This window comes from Rhodococcoides fascians A25f (assembly GCF_000760935.2).
Lineage (GTDB): Bacteria > Actinomycetota > Actinomycetes > Mycobacteriales > Mycobacteriaceae > Rhodococcoides.
In genome coordinates, this window is record NZ_CP049744.1 from 1,545,524 (window position 1) to 1,561,956 (window position 16,433).

At 64.8% G+C, this 16,433-nt stretch carries 17 protein-coding genes; 11 read left to right on the forward strand and 6 right to left on the reverse strand.

What is annotated here, in order from left to right:
• Positions 1 to 12: 12 nt before the first annotated feature.
• Both BH93_RS07490 and BH93_RS07495 read left to right on the forward strand, forming a co-directional pair.
• Positions 13 to 279, forward strand: coding sequence for a hypothetical protein (locus tag BH93_RS07490; protein WP_052064843.1), 267 nt, complete (start codon positions 13 to 15; stop codon positions 277 to 279).
• A 113-nt stretch (positions 280 to 392) separates the two neighbouring features.
• Positions 393 to 1,340 (forward strand): CPBP family intramembrane glutamic endopeptidase, encoded by a 948-nt coding sequence (locus BH93_RS07495; protein WP_052064898.1) that lies wholly within the window; start codon positions 393 to 395, stop codon positions 1,338 to 1,340.
• A 10-nt stretch (positions 1,341 to 1,350) separates the two neighbouring features.
• On the opposite strand, the gene BH93_RS07500 is transcribed toward BH93_RS07495, so the two are convergent.
• Positions 1,351 to 1,932 carry a TetR/AcrR family transcriptional regulator gene (locus tag BH93_RS07500; protein ID WP_037172176.1) on the reverse strand — a complete coding sequence of 194 codons (582 nt, stop codon included), beginning with the start codon at positions 1,930 to 1,932 and terminating at the stop codon, positions 1,351 to 1,353.
• A gap of 74 nt (positions 1,933 to 2,006) precedes the next feature.
• Between BH93_RS07500 and BH93_RS07505 the strand changes: the two genes are divergently transcribed.
• From BH93_RS07505 to BH93_RS07540, 8 genes are all read left to right on the forward strand, one after another.
• Positions 2,007 to 2,858 carry an alpha/beta fold hydrolase gene (locus tag BH93_RS07505; protein WP_037171702.1) on the forward strand — a complete coding sequence of 284 codons (852 nt, stop codon included), beginning with the start codon at positions 2,007 to 2,009 and terminating at the stop codon, positions 2,856 to 2,858.
• A 102-nt stretch (positions 2,859 to 2,960) separates the two neighbouring features.
• Positions 2,961 to 5,087 (forward strand): HNH endonuclease signature motif containing protein, encoded by a 2,127-nt coding sequence (locus BH93_RS07510; protein ID WP_037171700.1) that lies wholly within the window; start codon positions 2,961 to 2,963, stop codon positions 5,085 to 5,087.
• 154 nt (positions 5,088 to 5,241) lie between these two features.
• Positions 5,242 to 5,793 (forward strand): biotin transporter BioY, encoded by a 552-nt coding sequence (locus BH93_RS07515; RefSeq protein ID WP_170944753.1) that lies wholly within the window; start codon positions 5,242 to 5,244, stop codon positions 5,791 to 5,793.
• Entirely contained in the window at positions 5,790 to 6,926 is a 1,137-nt protein-coding gene (locus BH93_RS07520) for an AMP-binding protein (protein WP_080738910.1), read from the forward strand. The genes BH93_RS07515 and BH93_RS07520 overlap by 4 nt, the downstream gene beginning before the upstream one ends.
• A gap of 41 nt (positions 6,927 to 6,967) precedes the next feature.
• Positions 6,968 to 8,086, forward strand: coding sequence for a thiolase family protein (locus BH93_RS07525; RefSeq protein WP_242459147.1), 1,119 nt, complete (start codon positions 6,968 to 6,970; stop codon positions 8,084 to 8,086).
• Complete coding sequence (locus BH93_RS07530; protein WP_037171698.1) at positions 8,083 to 8,763, forward strand: energy-coupling factor ABC transporter ATP-binding protein; 681 nt, start codon at positions 8,083 to 8,085, stop codon at positions 8,761 to 8,763. The genes BH93_RS07525 and BH93_RS07530 overlap by 4 nt, the downstream gene beginning before the upstream one ends.
• Positions 8,760 to 9,395 (forward strand): energy-coupling factor transporter transmembrane component T family protein, encoded by a 636-nt coding sequence (locus BH93_RS07535; protein WP_037171696.1) that lies wholly within the window; start codon positions 8,760 to 8,762, stop codon positions 9,393 to 9,395. The genes BH93_RS07530 and BH93_RS07535 overlap by 4 nt, the downstream gene beginning before the upstream one ends.
• Positions 9,367 to 10,848, forward strand: a complete 1,482-nt coding sequence (locus tag BH93_RS07540; protein WP_242459148.1) for an AMP-binding protein — start codon at positions 9,367 to 9,369, stop codon at positions 10,846 to 10,848. Before BH93_RS07535 ends, BH93_RS07540 begins: the two co-directional genes overlap by 29 nt.
• Here BH93_RS07540 and BH93_RS07545 read toward each other — a convergent pair.
• From BH93_RS07545 to aroQ, 5 genes are all read right to left on the reverse strand, one after another.
• Positions 10,752 to 11,564: an acyl-[acyl-carrier-protein] thioesterase gene (locus BH93_RS07545; RefSeq protein WP_037171692.1), complete on the reverse strand. Its 813-nt coding sequence runs from the start codon at positions 11,562 to 11,564 to the stop codon at positions 10,752 to 10,754. The genes BH93_RS07540 and BH93_RS07545 overlap by 97 nt on opposite strands.
• Entirely contained in the window at positions 11,565 to 13,091 is a 1,527-nt protein-coding gene (locus BH93_RS07550; protein ID WP_037171691.1) for a C40 family peptidase, read from the reverse strand.
• Between the two features lie 119 nt (positions 13,092 to 13,210).
• Positions 13,211 to 13,783 carry a vitamin K epoxide reductase family protein gene (locus BH93_RS07555; protein ID WP_037153576.1) on the reverse strand — a complete coding sequence of 191 codons (573 nt, stop codon included), beginning with the start codon at positions 13,781 to 13,783 and terminating at the stop codon, positions 13,211 to 13,213.
• Between the two features lie 20 nt (positions 13,784 to 13,803).
• The gene (locus tag BH93_RS07560) at positions 13,804 to 14,556 is read right to left on the reverse strand and encodes a DsbA family protein (RefSeq protein WP_242459149.1); all 753 of its coding nucleotides are present in this window, start codon (positions 14,554 to 14,556) and stop codon (positions 13,804 to 13,806) included.
• A gap of 31 nt (positions 14,557 to 14,587) precedes the next feature.
• Positions 14,588 to 15,022, reverse strand: coding sequence for a type II 3-dehydroquinate dehydratase (gene aroQ, locus BH93_RS07565; protein WP_170944754.1), 435 nt, complete (start codon positions 15,020 to 15,022; stop codon positions 14,588 to 14,590).
• Positions 15,023 to 15,113: 91 nt separating this feature from the next.
• On the opposite strand from aroQ, the gene BH93_RS07570 reads away from it, so the two are divergent.
• Positions 15,114 to 16,385 (forward strand): MFS transporter, encoded by a 1,272-nt coding sequence (locus BH93_RS07570; protein WP_037171689.1) that lies wholly within the window; start codon positions 15,114 to 15,116, stop codon positions 16,383 to 16,385.
• The last annotated feature ends 48 nt before the right edge of the window (positions 16,386 to 16,433 follow it).

A 16,433-nucleotide genomic window follows, 5' to 3' on the forward strand; every position in this document is an offset into this window, starting at 1 on the left:
AAAGGATGCGTCATGAGGGCAGGAAGAGTTCGGGCAACCGATGCGCGCAGCATCGTCATGATTGTCGTCGGCGCAGTGTTGGCGCTGTTCTTCTGGGATCTGCGGGTGTTCTGGTTCCAGGGCGGCCCACTCGGCTGTGTCCTGATGGTCCTCGCTGTGGTGGACGTATGGGACTCGCGGCGCGCCACCGACGGGCGCGGAATTGTCGGGGACTTACGTGACGACATTTTCGGACGCGAGGATCCGACCGACACACCGGACCGCGATGGTCGACGGTGACCGACGTCGCTGCGACGGTACTGAATTTTCGGCCCCCGCATGATAAACAAGTCCGGGGGTCGACAGCTGTTCGATGACAGGCGATGCGGTGCTGAGTGGATGGTGGTGACCTGGTGGCGAGCAGTCTGGATGCGAATGCCGCGGCTCACTCGCGTCGACGTGGCTTGACCGCAGTCGGCACGGCCGTGTCGATTCTGGCTCTGGTGGCCGGTTGGGGCATCGTCTACTTCATCGGTCTGGTGGGTGCGCTGTGGCGTTTCCGCGAGCCGAATGCGCCTGCGCCCGTACTCACGCTGTCGGATCAATGGATGGACCTTGCGGTCGGCCTGGTTCAGGTGGCGATCGGGGCGGCGGCTATCGCTGCGGTGTATTTCGTTCGGCGTCGCACGTTGCCCGCGGTATGGCCGATGCGTCGCGGTACTGCGCTCGAGGCGGCGATCACCTGGTGCGCTGCGATCGGTGCTGCGTCGGCATTGCTGCTCGTGCTGTCTCGGATGGATGTGCTCCGCTTCAGCTTCTCGGTTCCGGCTTCGGTCGAATCCGATTGGCTTGCAGTGGTTTCCGCGCTGGCCGTCGGTCTGCGTGAGGAGCCGATCCTGGTGGCGCTTCCGGTGCTGCTGCTCGTGGGCAGGTTGCCGATCTGGGCAATCATGGCGTTGTCGGCGACGATGCGGGGCTTCCTCTATCTGTACTTCGGCGGTGGCGGTTTTCTCTGGGCGCTGTGCTGGGGTGCGGCGGCGGTGTGGGTGTTCTATCGCTACCGACGGCTGTGGGTGTTGATCGCAGTGCACGGTCTGGTGATGAACGTTCAGGTGTTCGATCGAGTGATTCCGTCCGACAATGCCGCAACGATCATGCAGTGGGTCAACATCCTGATCCTGTTCACCGCGCTGTTGTGGTGGCTGACCCCGAGGGCTCTGGAGGCGTTTCTGCCGAACACGGTGGCCGTTCGTTACGGCGATTCGACAGTCGAGACAACGCCGATGGTGGCCGAGGTCGTGCTCAATCCCGAGAAGCTCGATCCGGATACACCCAGAAGAAACCCGCCCGTCAAGCCCTGACCCGTACAAACTAGGTACCCGCGTGCACAGCCGCGCGCGTTCGATCCTGGACGGCCAGACCGGCGGCGATCATCGGTTCTGTGGACCGCAAGCTGCGGCACAACACGAAGGCACCTTCGAGGCTCGTCAGGCATCCCAGAGCCAGGCTCCGACATGCATCGTCCGGCAGGCCGGTTTCGGTGAACCACTGTGTGAGGCCGTCGATCCAGCCGGTGAACACGGCTTCCGTTGCGAGACGCAATCGTTCGTTGGTGCTGGCCACCTCGAGTGCGATGGTCTCGATCGAGCACGCCTCGGTGTAGTCGAGTTCGACCAACAACGTTGCCGCCGAGGCGAAGATCTCGGGTATCCCGTCCACCACATCGGTGACGGCGGCAAGTTGCCTGCCGACAAGGAGGCCGTAGCGCACGCCCTCGGCACGGATGACTTCTTCGCTGATCTGTTCCTTGCCGCCGGGGAAGTGGTGATAGATGGACCCGAAGGGGGCGTTGGCCGCCGCAGCAATCTGTTTGAGTCCGGTCGCGGTCATACCTTGACGCCGGTACAGCTCGGCGGTCGCTTCGAGGATTCGCGCGCGAGTGTCGTTGGCCATGAATTGTCCTTGCATCCGAGAAAGGCCCAGAGTACCTTCCGATTCACTAGAACGATCTATCCAGTGGAGGATCTGTGAAGCGAATCGACCTGGCGGCTGGACCGATCGACTACCTCGACACCGGCGGTGACGGTCCGGTGCTCGTCTTCGGGCACGGACTACTCATGAACGAGACACAGTGGCGCAAAGTGATCCCACTCCTCGGGGGATATCGCTGCATTGCTCCTACGCTGCCGTTGGGCGGACATCGGAGCCCGATGAAACCGGAGGCCGACCTCACGCAGCGCGGCATCGCCAGGATCATCGCCGACTTTCTCGAGGCGCTCGACCTCACCGATGTCACGTTGGTACTCAACGACAGTGGCGGCGGGCAATTCATCGTCTCCGACGGCCGCGCCGATCGAGTCGGACGTTTGGTCCTCGCGTCATGCGAGGCCTTCGACAATTTTCCGCCGCTGCCTGCCCGGCCCGCAGCGGCGCTGTGCCGAGTGCCCGGTGGCACCTCGCTGTTTCTGCGACTGCTGGCCACGAAGTTCGTTCGACACAACAAGCGCGCATGGGGCGGGCTCAGCAAGCACGGGATCCCCGACGAGGTGCTCGACGACTGGTTCGCGCCTGCAACGCGCAGCGCGGAGATTCGGCGCGATCTGCGTAAGTTCGCCACCGGCACACCATCGCGAAAGACGTTGCTGACGTGGGTCTCTCGGCTCTCGACGTTCGATCGCCCGGTCCTCGTGATCTGGGCGACAGAGGACACGATGATGCCGCTCATCCATGCCGACCGGCTGCGAGAGTTGTTTGCCGATGCACGTCAGGTGCTCATCGATGACTCGTGGACACTCATTCCGGAAGACCAGCCCGAACGGTTCGCGGCTGCCCTCCGAGAGTTCGTCCCGGACGACCCGGCACACGTGACTTATCGGTGACTCCATGATTGCCGAGGCTGGGACCACGTTGTAGTCGTACCGATCCTGACGCCTAATGCGCGTGAGATTTTCTTGTCGGACCCCTCTCGTAGGATCGAATGCATGTTCGATACCGGGGGGTGGGGCGTGGCGGAAACGCCACCGGTCGATGACTGCATTGCGGGGTTTCTCGACGTCATCGCGCTCAACCGCGTCCACGAGAACCTTGCCAGGGCAGGGACCGTACTGGCGTACTGCGACGTACTCGAGATGCGACTGGAGGCTGCCGAGGCCGCCGGTGGCGATCCGGGCGAGACGGTCCGCGGCGCGTTGTGTGACTTGGCCGTGACGATGACCGGCACGCGTCGCGATGCATCGGTGGTGCACGACGTCGCGGAGCGGCTGCATCGAATGCCGTTGACTGCCTTGCGTTTCGTGACCGGAAGCTTCGACTGGTCGACGGTGGTCACCATCACCTCGGTGTTGCATCGCGCCACTGACGAGACCATCTCGAAAATCGAATACGAGGTCTGCGCTGCAGGGGGCAGAATGCGCCCGCAGGCCTTGCGGAACCGAATCTGGCGGTTGTGGATGAAGGCCGATCCGGACGGTGCTGCGCAGGCTCGCGAGACGGCGAAGTCGGAGGAAGTCGGAGTGCGGATCGTGCGAACCGGTCCTGGCGGTATTTCGACGCTCATCGCGAAGATCACGGATTTGGAATCGGCCGAAGCAGATGCACTCATCGTCGAGATCGTCGTCACGGTCTGCAAGGACGATCCGCGGTCGACGGGGATGCTGCGGGCCGCCGGATTGATGGCGTTGCTGCACGGCGAGCATTCGCTGGTCTGTCAGTGCGATCTCGGTGACGAGTGCCCGGTTGCCGGTGCCGCCGACGATCTTCCACCGAGGCGCGGGCATCTCCTGCAGATCGTGGTGGCGGTGGAGACGCTGCTGGGACTGTCCGCGGAGCCCGCAACCTTGGCGGACGGGACTCCGATCGATCCCGAGGTGGCGCGCATCGTCGCCGCCGATGCGAAGTGGCAGGCAATGCTGACCGAGTTGGTCGACATGCTGAAGCCCGAGCAGGACGGCCCCGACGAGCGCGGCTCGAACGGCAAGAGCCCGAACGACAAGAGCCCGAAGGGCAAGCGCTCGAACGACGACGATCCGGATGACGACAGCCCGGATGGCGACAGCCCGGATCACGGCGGCCCGGACGGTGGTCCTGACGACGATGGGCCCGGCGGTCCTGACAACGATGGGCCCGGCGGCCCTGACAACGATGGGCCCGGCGGACCCGGCGAGGATTGGCCCGGCGATGAAGGCGGTGGTTCCACCGGAGGCAACGACCCGGATGACGGCCGCGGTCCCTCGATCAAGGGATCGACCCACCCGGCAGGCCCACTCGATCGGGACGATCCCGAAACCTCCGAAGACCGCGTCGGTCCGTCTCCACCCGGCTTCCGTTTGTTGCGCACAGTGGTGGGCATCGGCCGGGTGCGCAGTGCCGCTCAGCTTCCGCCGATGCGCGGCGTGTGCGCCCAAGGTTGTCCGCCGGCCGATCGGATTCTGGGGGAGGAGTCTGTCCGCGATGGGCTTGTCGCACGCTGGCTCGGTTGGATTGCCGAACAGCCCGAGCGTGCGCGCGGGATTTTTCCCGACGGTCATGGCGGCGAATGCGTTCCGTCGCGAGCCGCGGTGACCTATCGGCCGAGCGCGCGCGTCGCCGCTGTCGTGCGGACGGCCTATCGCACGTGCACGTTCCCCAACTGTGACGTGCCCTCGGCCCGGTGTCAGATCGATCATGTGGTCCCATTCGACAAGGACGATCCGGGGCGTGGCGGCTGGACGATCGTGACAAATCTTCAACCGGTGTGCGTATTCCACCATCAGGCGAAGACGTCGAAAGCGTGGTCGGCGGTGATGCTCGCCGGAGGGGCGATTCTGTGGTCGAACTCTCTCGGTCTACGCGCGGTCACGCTGCCGGAGTTCTCGATCGCGTCGCCTCCTCGACGTCGCCATCGCCGGAAGAAGTCGGCCGACAGTGAGCTGTCCCCGTTCGAACCCACCCGATGGGAGCTCGAGTACAGCAGCTCTGCACCGCCGACACTCGCGGATTTCCGTTCCGCGTCATCGGACATTGCACGGAAGAAACTGGCAGACAAGAGACGTGTCTACCTCGACCACTGCCGCGTCGTACACGTGCGCATTCGACTCGACCGGAGCAGATACGATCCCGCTCCCTTTTGAACAAAAGACCGTCCAGGGTGTGGTCAGAACCGCACACCTGCTACCTTGAACGCCGTTCAAGTCTCTGGGGCAGGTGACCGCCCCACTCCTCGAGGAGCCACCCGTGTCAGATGTCGACAGCAGTACTCGTCCGCCGAGCCGTAAGGTCAGCCGAATGAACGTCTCCGCCCGCGACATGGCGCAGATCGCAGTGTTCGCAGCGCTCATCGCTGCTCTCGGCCTGCCGGGATCGATCACGGTCGGCTTCTCCGGCGTCCCCATCACCCTGCAGACCCTCGGCATCATTCTGTCCGGCGCGATCCTCGGTGCCAGGAAAGGCACTGCTGCGGTCCTGGTGTTTCTCGCGCTCACGATGATCGGCCTCCCATTGCTGGCGGGTGGACGTACCGGTCTGTCGGCCATGGCCGGGCCCACCGTCGGGTACCTCATCGGCTGGATACCGGCAGCGTTGCTGATCGGCTGGCTCACGGCCCGCATCCTGCCGAAGTACTCGATCGCGCTCGGTCTGGCGATCAATGCCGTCGGCGGCATCGTGGTGGTGTACGTCTTCGGGATCATCGGCCTGATCCTGCGTACCGACGTCGGAGTCTGGGCCGCGATCACGTCCAACGGCCCGTTCCTGCCCGGTGACATCGCCAAGGTCGTCGTCGCCACCGTTGTCGCCAAAAGCGTGCATCGTGCATACCCGGGCCTGATCAAGGCGTGACTCTCGAGCTGGGAGGTCTAGGTGACGACAACGGCAGCGTAAGTGACCGGGCCGACGACCCGGCCATCGTCTGGTCGGGTCGCACGCTCACCTACGCCGACCTCGACGCTGCCGTCGAGCAATGGCCTCACCTCCCGGTGCACGACGCCTCAGCGCTCGAGCTACCCGAGGCGCTGATCTGCGTTTTTGCGGCGGCGCGGCAGGGAAGTGCGGTGCGAGTCGAGGATTTGTCGGCCCGCCCCGAGCGCCCTACCCACACCGAGCCCGACGCTTTCCTGCTGGTCGCGACCTCGGGCTCCACCGGACGCCCCAAGCCGCTCGAGCGCACTGCCGCGTCGTGGGTCGACAGCTTCCCCGAGTTCACCGAGATCACCGACATCCGCCCCACCGATTCGGTGCTGATCACCGGACCATTGCACGCCACGATGCACCTGTTCGCCGCAGTGCACGCGCTGTGGCTGGGGGCCTGCGTCACCGACGACACGGCCCTGGCGACGGCGGTGCACGCAGTGCCAGCGGTCCTTCGCGACACGGTTCGTCGGATGCCCGGTGCGCGGGTGGCGGTCGCGGCTGGTGCCGGGCTGGATTCAGCTGCAGCGCAGACGATCTCGGACATGGGCGTCAGGTTGGTCGAGTACTACGGCTCGGCGGAACTGTCGTTGGTGGCGGCGCGGGTGACAGGCGAGCACGCGGCACTGCGATTGCTCCGCGATGTCGAGGCGCGCACCGAAGACGGGTATCTGGTCGTCCGTTCGCCGTACTCGGCACTCGCCACCACTGGCTGGTGCGGCGTCGGTGATCTGGCCGAGCTCAGCGGCCGCGAACTTCTGGTCCATGGTCGGGGGGACGCGGCGATCAATGTCGGCGGCACCACCGTCGTCGCAGAGGACGTCGAGCGAATCCTGACCGCTCTCGACGGCGTTCGAGCCGCGGCTGCCATCGGGTCTCCCCATGCGGTGTTGGGTGAAACGGTGTCTGCCGTCATCGAACTCGACGGTTCCCGCGATCTCGACCGTATCCGCGCCGACGCCCGCGCGATCATGACCAAGGAGGCACTGCCGCGAAAGTGGACGGTGGTACAGCAGCTGCCCCGCACCTCGAGCGGCAAGATCGCCCGGAAAGCTCTGCTGTGAATGTCCCTGCTGTGAATGTCCCTGCTGTGAATGTCCCTGCTGTGAGTACTCCCGTGATCGTTGCGGCCAAACGAACCGCGATCGGCATTGCCGGTCACGGTTTTGCAGACGTCACCGCTCCGTACCTTGCTGCGCCGGTTCTGAAAGCTGTTGCAGTAGAGGTTATTTCACTCGGACTCCCGATCGACGACGTGATCCTCGGCAACTGTCTCGGCCCCGGCGGCGACGTTGCGCGTGTATCGGCCTTGCTCGCGGGACTCGGTGTCGACGTCCCCGGCGTTACCGTCGACCGCCAGTGTGGATCCGGACTCGACGCCGTCATGCAGGCCGCGTCGCGCATCCGCAGCGGCGACGAGACGTTGATTCTGGCAGGTGGCGTCGAATCGGCGAGTACGAGTCCGTGGCGGTTCTGGCCCCCGGTCGACGGCGCAGAACCTGTTCGGTACACCCGAGCACCATTCGCTCCCCACGGTTTCGACGATCCCGACATGGGCGTTGCGGCAGACGATCTCGCGCGTAGGCGTGGAATCGACCGACAGCGGCAGGACGAGTACGCCGCACGGTCCTTCGCACGAGCCTCGGCATACGACTTCTCCGCCGAAATCGTCCCGATCGGACAGTTGAACGCCGACGAGCGCATCCGCCCCAACATGACTGCCCAGCGACTGGGCAGACTGCGTCCCACGTTCACCTCCGACGGCACGGTCACCGCGGGCAATTCCTGCGGAATCTCCGACGGTGCCGCAGTTCTGGCGATCACCACGGCCGAACGTGCCGCTGGTATGCCGGCACTGCGCATTCTCGGCAGCGCGGTGGCCGGGTCCGATCCGGCACTGCCCGGTCTGGGACCGGTGCCTGCGATCGAGAAGCTACTCGGGCGCACCGGGGTGTCACTCGACGAGATCGGGGTCATCGAGATCACCGAGGCGTTCGCATCGGTGGTGCTCGCAGTCTCGGATGCGCTGGGCATCGACGACGAGCGCATCTGCCCGGACGGTGGGGCCATCGCGATGGGTCATCCGTGGGGCGCATCGGGCGCAATTCTGCTGGTGCGCTTGGCATCTCGAATGCTGCAACCGAGTGGTCCGGCACTGGGATTGGCGGCCTGCGCCATCGGCGGCGGGCAAGGAATAGCGATGTTGGTGGAGCGAGTGACATGAGCAGCATCAAGTTCGAGAACATTTCCCACTCCTTCGGGGAGCGGCAGGTGCTGCATGGCATCGACCTCGAATTCGACGAGCGCCGCATCGGCATCATCGGATCGAACGGGTCGGGGAAGTCGACGCTGGCTCGGATGATCAACGGTCTGATCAAGCCCGACTCCGGCCGCGTCACGGTGGACGGCGTCGACGCTGCCAAGAAGGGTGCGCAGGTTCGCAAGAAGGTCGGGTTCGTCTTCACCGACCCCGACTCGCAGATCGTCATGCCCACTGTCGCAGAGGATCTCGCGTTCTCGCTGCGTAGGTCCGGGCTGAGCAAAAAAGAAGTCGAAGACCGCGTCGACGAAATCCTCGTCCGCTTTCGCCTGGATCAGCATCGCGATCATCCGGCGCACCTGCTCTCCGGTGGGCAGAAGCAATTGCTCGCGATCGGTGCCGTACTGATCAGACGGCCGGAGGTGGTTGTTGCAGACGAGCCGACCACGTTGCTCGACCTGCGCAACGGACGCGTCGTCGCTCAGGCTCTGGATTCGATGGATCAGCAAGTCGTCGTCGTGACTCATCAGCTCGCTCTGCTGGACAGCTTCGAGCGTGTCATCGTCATCGATGACGGCCGCGTGGCGTTCGACGGTGCCCCCGCCGCAGCGGTGCCGGCGTATCGGGAGCTGATCGGGTGATCGGTCTCTACCGCCCCGGTACATCGCTGCTGCACCGAATGAGCCCGGGCTGGAAACTGTTGTCGCTCATAGTTGCAATCTTGGCGACCGTGATCTTCGCGCGCACCCCGCTCGAGGTTGGCGTGGTGGCTCTGGCGGTCGCCGCCCTGTTCGCAGTGGCCGGTATTCCGGTGAAAGTCGCACTGGCGCAACTTCGTCCGGTGCTGTGGATGCTTCTGATCATCGGCGTGTTCCAGATACTGATCACCACGTGGCAGCGCGCGGTGGTGGTGTGCGGGGTGCTGGTGATCTCCGTTGCCCTGGCGGCACTGGTCACGCTGACCACCCGGGTGACCGACATGCTCGACACCGTCACGCGAGCACTCGGGCCGATCCGCCGCTTCGGCGTCGACCCGGATCGCATCGGACTGCTCCTGGCCCTTGCCATTCGGTGCATCCCGCTGCTGGCCTCCATCGTCCAAGAAGTGTCCCAGGCCCGCAAAGCCCGCGGACTGCAGTGGTCCATGACGGCTCTGGCAACCCCGGTTCTGGTGCGCGCCCTCCGCACTGCGGATGCGATGGGTGATGCCCTCGTCGCACGCGGTGTGGACGACGACGGTATAGATGACGACGGTACAGACGATGACGAGTGAGCTGCTCGCCGCGCGCGTCGCTCGGAATTCCGGGCGACAGGACGCAGCGATCGTCGACGCAACCGGCGAGATCAGCTACCGCGAATTCTGGGATCGGGTCGAGCGCACCGCGGGATCGTTGTCGGGCATGCGTCGGGTGGCGGTGCTGCCGACGTCGGACATCGGGTCGCTGGTCGTGGTTCTGGCGGCAATGCATGCCGGGGTGAGTGTCGTTCTGCTGCATCGACATCTGTTGGATCGAGAATTCGCCGATGTCACGGCGGTGTGTGAGCCCTCGCTGATTGTCGCGCATCCGCGCCAGCACGCACGAGTGCATCGTTGGGGTGCCGACACAGTGCTGGCACCCGAGGAGCTCACCACCGGCCGCGCCGCTCCGCTCGATCCACCCGCACGCAGCGCCGAACTCCTGGTCGGCATCACCTCCGGAACGACCGGACCACCCAAATTGTTCGTTCGGGATCAGGCGTCGTGGGCTGCCACGCTCGACCGGTCCGATGCACTGTTCGAGCTCGGGCCGGGCGATCGAGTGTCTGCATCCGGCACCCTCGATCACACACACTTTCTCTACGGTGCGTTGCACGGGCTCACCCGCGGTGCAACGGTGGATCTACGGAAGGCGGCGGTCGCTCTCGAAGATGCTCCGACACATCTGTATTCGGTACCGACCATCGCCTGGGACATCGCTCGCTCCAACGCCCGGTATCCCTCCGTCCGCGAGGTGCTCTCGTCTGCGGCGCGATGGCCGCAGTCTGCCCGCACGGCATTGGCGACGGTGTTACCGAACGCAACCATGACGCACTTCTACGGTGCATCGGAACTGAGCTTCGTCTCGTACGACCGTCGAACTCCTGGCAGCACGGGTGTCGAGGGATCGAGTGTGGAGGGCGCGTTGTTCGGCGGGGTGGAGGTGGAGACCAGGAACGAACTGCTGCATGTGCGCAGCGACATGCTGTTCGACGGTTACCTGAGCCGAGTCGGCGACCACACCACCCTGACGAACGGGCCCGTCGACGGGTGGATGACGGTCGGTGATCGCGGCAGTGTCGACGAGGGTCGACTGACGTTGCTCGGCCGCGGCAGCGAGACGATCGTTCGAGCCGGGCTCACGGTCGAGCTGGCCCCGATCGAGGCGGCCCTGTTGTCGATCCCCGGTGTTCTCGATGCCGGAGTTGTCGGCGTTCCCGACGATCGCACCGGTGAGGTGCCGGCGGCGGGAGTGGTTGTAGCCCAGCAGAACTCACCCACAGTGGCGCAGATACGGCGGCACGTTCGCTCGATGTTGCCGAGCCCGAGCCTACCCGTGGTGATCGCCGTCGTGGACGCCTTACCGCGCACCCCGCGCGGCAAGCTCGATCATCAGGCCTTGGGTGCGACCTTGGCCACGGTGCGCACCGTCGGCTCGCCCGATGCGCCGGTGACAACGAACCAGACGGTCAACGCGCCGCCTTCGTAGCGGTGGCGCAGTGTGACGTGTTCACTCGCGAGGACCGGGGTCAGGTACTCGATCACGGCGCGGTGCGCAGACGCCGCCAGCTGTGGCAGCTCGACCAGCAGCTCCTCGATCGCGTGCCAGTACGCCGCATTGTTGAGGTGGTTGAACGGGTCGATATCGGTTGCGCGCAAAGGGAACTGCACGTCCGTGTGCGATTCCGCCGGTGCCGGCTCGGTCAGCCATGCCTTCCACCGCAACCGGTGCTGATCGGTGGTTCTGGCCAACATCTCCAGTGCCCCGTCGCTGATGCGAGTCGGCATGCCGGTGGCTTTGCTGATGTTGATCCAGAAGCCCTCGGTTTCGATGCGTCCACCCTTGGGGGTCGTCAGCGCCACTCGCATGTTGGACCAGCGCGTCGACATCGACGAACACCACCGACGCATGTGCACATGGTCCGGAAAGTGGATGGGTTCGAAGACGTCGATGACGGTCCGCCGCACGATCCACACCGGATCGGTCTTTCCCAGGGGAGTGGCGTCGAGGTTGTCGGTTCCGACGTCCTGCAGGTAGCGCGCAACCCCGTCGAACCGCAGTCGGTTGGTCGGATCGATGTCGCCTGTCCGCACCGGCCAACTGGTCTCGAAGCCCTCACCGGGTGGTGGCTCCGGTGCCAGCTCGTCGTCGAAGCCGGCCGGTTCCACGCGTGCATTGGTCACGTTCGCACTGTACGCGCGCATCTAGACGATGTGGCGGGCGCGCATACCGTCGAACACCGGTGCCACTCGAACCACGTCACCGGTGGTGGGAGCATGCACCATCTGGCCGTTCCCCATGTAGATCGCCACGTGTCCGGGTCCCGCCGGTCCCCAGTTTCCGAACAGTAGATCGCCGGGCTGCGCCAGTTCCATCGGAACCTCGGTGCCGACGTTCCATTGTGTTTCGGAGGTGCGGGGCAGCGTCACCTTCCCGCCCGAGGCCTTGAACAGGGCGTACGACGTCAGACCTGAGCAATCGAATCCACCGCCGGACGGACCGTTGATGTTTCCGCCACCCCATACGTAGGGCAGCCCCAGGTAGTCCATCGCCAATTGCACTGCCCGGCCGCCCATTCCGGTGAGGTCGAGCCCCGCGAACGGGGTCAGTATCGAGGCGAACTGCGCCTCGGTCGCCCTGATGCGGGCCACGTACGGCTTGGTCTGTGTCTCGTAATCGACTGTGCCCGAGGGCATACCGCCTGATCGCAGCACCGCTCCCGCGCCCGCGTTGTATCCGGCGAGGGTCAGGTCGAGTGTGTCACCGGAGACTTTGCCTTCTCGCTTCCAGCCGTCGACCTGCCCGTAGATGTCGCACAGCATCGTGCCCGACGCCATGACCGCGTCTCCGACGCTGTTGACGTCGACCACGCCGTTGCCGTCGTAGTCCTTGCCGTAGGTCGCCCACGTGCCCGGCATGAATTGTCCCGGTCCCTGTGCGCCGGTGCTCGAGACAGGCGCAGTCGGCCCGTACCGAAAGCCGTTCTCGGCGGCATAGAGTGCGGCGATCGTGGTGCCTTTGACACCTCCGCAGATGTTGCCTGCTTTCTGCAACCACGGTACGAAGGCGGTGATGGCTCCCACCGCCCCCAAGCCGATCGGACCCACATTGATACCGGTGAACGTCACGGGCAGCCCGGGAAAGAGTGCGCGCCGAATGGCCTCAGCCGACGCCATGAACGCCGTCTGGGTGGCGATGTCGGCTGCGGTGTACGTGCGGCCGGCGAACTGGACTGCACCGGCACCGAGTGCAGCTGCCGTTGACGAGAGAGCGGTCGACGAGAGAGCGCCGGCCGAAAGAGCACTCGGCGAGAACACGCTGAACGGAAGTGGGGCAGACGGGGAGCCGGCAGCAGGTACAGCCGCAGCGGCAGTGGGGAGGGCAGCCAGTGCATCTTCCGCCGCGGTCGGCACCGCTGCATCCTCGGCCGCCTCGATGTCTTCCACCGCCGGAAGGTTCGGCAGCATCGGCTCGACGGCAGTGTGCAGGCCGTCCGCAGCGTCGGACAACGTGCGATCGGCGATGTCGGCGGCAGGCTCGGGCATGGTGCCCAGGAGTTCGGTCCACTGATCGCTCATCGTCTTCGCCTGATCCTCGGCGTTGGCGGCAATTTCTGCGGCCTGATCCGTCACTGCCTGATCGGGAATCGGAGCCGGGGCGTCGGTTCCGGCGACAACACCGGCGGCGGACACGATGACGGCAACGATGACTGCGAATGGATCGCCTGCCATGTATCGACTCCTGCTACTCGAACGATCTTCCCCGAGCCAGGAGCTGTGATCAGTCTCACTCGGGTGCTGTACCCATCATGCACGGTGCAGTCGATCGACTCATGAGTTTTGCGAAACTGTCAGAGCAGGGAGGTCCAGTAGTCCGAGAAGCGGATTCCGATGAGCGCGATGACGATTGCGTACCACACGGCAAGCAGCGTCCACCGCCATTCGAGGAAAAGACGGCCGATCGTGCCGCCGTTGTTCGGGCCGGTGCTGATCAATCGGCTCAGAGCCAGCACGAACAGCGGCATCGTCACGGCCCACACCACCATGCAGTAAGGGCACAGTGCGCCGATCTCGTACAGGCTCTGGACTATCAGCCAATGCACGAACACTTCACCGAGCAGCAGGCCGCCACTCATGCCGAGCCAGAACCAGTGCGGCAATTCGACGCGGCCGAGCCACAGCACCCCGGCGACGAGCGCAACCGAGAACGCGACGATGCCCAGGATGGGGTTCGGGAAGCCGAAGAGCGCAGCCTGCTTCGTCACCATCACCGAACCGCACGAGAGCACCGGATTCAGGCTGCACGACGGTACGTACGACGCGTCCTCCAGCAACTTGAATCGCTCGATCGTCAGCGTCAGCGCAGCGAGTAGCCCGATCGCGCTGAAGACGGTGAAGACTGCAGCACCGACGCGGGTCCTCATGCTCTGGTACCGGCTGCCGCTCAGTTACCGGCTGCTGCAGCAGCGGCGAGGATGTTCTCCGGAGTCGGGTTGGAGACGTCGGTGCCGTTGACGCGCACGCTCGGCGTCCCGCTGATGCCCTCGCCGATGACGGACTGCGTCTGGCTGGTGACCCAATCGGTGTAGCTGCCGTCGGTGATGCACGACGCGGTGGCGGGGGAGTCGGCACCGGCGGAGGTGGCGATCTCGACGAGCTTGTCGTCGGTCAATCCGGTGCCGTTCTCCGCAGGCTGCTCCGCGAACATGGCGTTGTGCCAGTCCATCCAGCTGTCCCGGTCGTTCTCGGCGACGCAGATCGAGGCGCTCGCGGCACGCGTCGAGTACATCGTGCCGTTCGAGAAGCGGTCGAGAATGGAGATGGGTCGGTAGTCCACCGCGACGTTGCCCGCGTCGGCCAGCTGCTGCAATGTCGACCCGCTGATGGACTCGAAGTTCTTGCACGCCGGGCACTGGAAGTCCTCGACGACGCTGATGACGGTGGTGGCGTCGGGATTGCCGAAGCGGATGGCACCGGTGTCGGTCAACGACGTGGGCGTCAGCTGCTGGCCCGGTGACGAGCTCGTGGCGGGAGATGCCTCACCCGACGTCGAGTTCCTGTTGACGATGAACAAGGCAATTGCTGCAACGAGCGCGATGAGAACCACAGCCACGACGATCTGGATCAGCGTTCGGCGATTCTTGTCGCCGTTCTGCATAGCCCTGATGTCTTTCGATGCCTTGTTGCTGGTGTTCACGGCGACCAGTTTAGGCAGGACAACCTGAGTGTCAGATGAGAGCAGCCAGTCGTTCGATGGCGAAGCGGTATCCGTCGATGCCGAGTCCGGCGATGACGCCACTGGCGATAGGCGACACGAAGGAGTGGTGTCGAAACTCCTCACGGGCGTGCACGTTGGAAATGTGCACCTCGATGATCGGGACCTCCGGGATGACGAGTGCGTCGCGCAGCGCCACCGAGGTGTGCGTCAGTCCACCAGGGTTGATGACGATGCCCGACGCCACCCCGCGGGCCTCGTGGATCCAGTCGATGATCTGACCCTCGTGGTTGGACTGCTCTGCTTTCACGGTGAGTCCGAGGTCGGCTGCGGTCTTCTCGCACAGGGCGACGACATCGGCGAGGGTGGCGTGGCCGTACACCTCGGGCTGCCGGGTGCCGAGCATGTTGAGATTCGGACCGTTGAGCACCAACAGCTGCTTGGCCATGACGTCACTCACTTTCTTGCTCTACGAACTACCGGGTCTGATCATTCCACAGCGTGGTTGACACAATCGTCTCGTGACTACAGGGAGAACCGTGTGGGTGGTGTGGGGCGTCGGTGTCTTCGCCTACATCATCGGGGTGCTGCATCGCACGTCGTTCGGAGTCGCTGGTCTCAGTGCTGCGGATCGGTTCTCGGTGTCGCCGTCTCTGCTGTCGTCGTTCGTGGTGTTGCAGGTGATCGTGTATGCGGCGATGCAGATCCCGGCCGGCGTGCTGTTGGATCGGATCGGTTCGCGCAGGATGATCGCCGCGGGCGCGCTGATCATGGCGTCCGCGCAGATCACCCTCGCACTCACCGAGTCGCTCCCGGTCGCGGTGGCCGCTCGCGCGTTCGTCGGCGTGGGCGACGCTCTCACCTTCATCTCGGTCTTGCGGTTGGTGCCGCGCTGGTTTTCCCCGCGGCGGGTGCCGATCGTCTCGCAGCTGACGGGTCTGCTCGGCCAACTCGGTCAGGTGCTCTCGGCGGTCCCGTTCCTGATTCTGTTGAACGGGCCGGGTTGGACGTTCGCATTCGGCAGCGCGGCGGCATTGGGGCTGCTTGCTGTTGTGCTCGTGATCGCGCTGGTTCGAGATCGTCCCGATGACAGCAGCACTCTCGATACCGAGCCCACGTCATTGCGACAGACCATCGCGGCCATCGCGCAGGTGTGGCGACGCCCCGGCACCCGGCTCGGCTTCTTCTCCCACATGGGCACCCAGTTCTCGATCACGGTGTTCGCGTTGCTGTGGGGTGTGCCGTATCTGACGTCGGCGCAGGGCCTGTCGGCGTCGACGGCCGGAGCGTTGCTGACGGTGTCGGTTGCGGCCGCGGTGGTGTCGGGCATCGTGGTCGGTCTCCTTACCGGTCGTTACCCGATGCGACGGTCGTGGCTGGTGCTGGCGATCATGATCAGCAACGCCACGATGTGGGCCATCGTGCTGTCTCTTCCCGGGCCTGCGCCGCTGTGGTTGCTGGTGCTGCTGGTGGTGGTGATCTCGGTGGGCGGTCCCGGTTCGGTGATCGGTTTCGACCTCGCCCGCACGTTCAATCCGAGCGCAAATCTGGGGACGGCTCAGGGGATGGTGAACATCGGCGGGTTCCTGGCGTCGCTGTTGGTGATAGCGGGGATCGGTTGGATTCTCGACGCGATGGGCGGCTACACGTTCGACGGTTTCCGGGTTGCCTTGCTCGTGCAGTTCCCGGTGTGGATCGTCGCGATCACCGGAGTTCTGCTGACGCGCCGCAAGACCAGACGAGTGCTCGCGGCGGAGGGAATTCATCCCCACACGATGCGTGAGGTGCGAGACCGGATTCGTCGCAAATAAACCTTTGCTTAGACAGCTTTCTGCGAGCATGCTGGTGGTCCGAATATC

Bases quoted from the DNA above. Each gene is read 5' to 3' on its own strand.
- BH93_RS07490 (WP_052064843.1), top strand. From the start codon at position 13: ATGAGGGCAGGAAGAGTTCGGGCAACCGATGCGCGCAGCATCGTCATG.
- BH93_RS07540 (WP_242459148.1), top strand. From the start codon at position 9,367: ATGACGACGGTACAGACGATGACGAGTGAGCTGCTCGCCGCGCGCGTC.
- BH93_RS07550 (WP_037171691.1), bottom strand. From the start codon at position 13,091: ATGGCAGGCGATCCATTCGCAGTCATCGTTGCCGTCATCGTGTCCGCC.
- aroQ (WP_170944754.1), bottom strand. From the start codon at position 15,022: ATGGCCAAGCAGCTGTTGGTGCTCAACGGTCCGAATCTCAACATGCTC.
- BH93_RS07545 (WP_037171692.1), bottom strand. From the start codon at position 11,564: ATGCGCGCGTACAGTGCGAACGTGACCAATGCACGCGTGGAACCGGCC.
- BH93_RS07555 (WP_037153576.1), bottom strand. From the start codon at position 13,783: ATGAGGACCCGCGTCGGTGCTGCAGTCTTCACCGTCTTCAGCGCGATC.
- BH93_RS07530 (WP_037171698.1), top strand. From the start codon at position 8,083: ATGAGCAGCATCAAGTTCGAGAACATTTCCCACTCCTTCGGGGAGCGG.
- BH93_RS07515 (WP_170944753.1), top strand. From the start codon at position 5,242: ATGAACGTCTCCGCCCGCGACATGGCGCAGATCGCAGTGTTCGCAGCG.
- BH93_RS07510 (WP_037171700.1), top strand. From the start codon at position 2,961: ATGTTCGATACCGGGGGGTGGGGCGTGGCGGAAACGCCACCGGTCGAT.
- BH93_RS07500 (WP_037172176.1), bottom strand. From the start codon at position 1,932: ATGGCCAACGACACTCGCGCGCGAATCCTCGAAGCGACCGCCGAGCTG.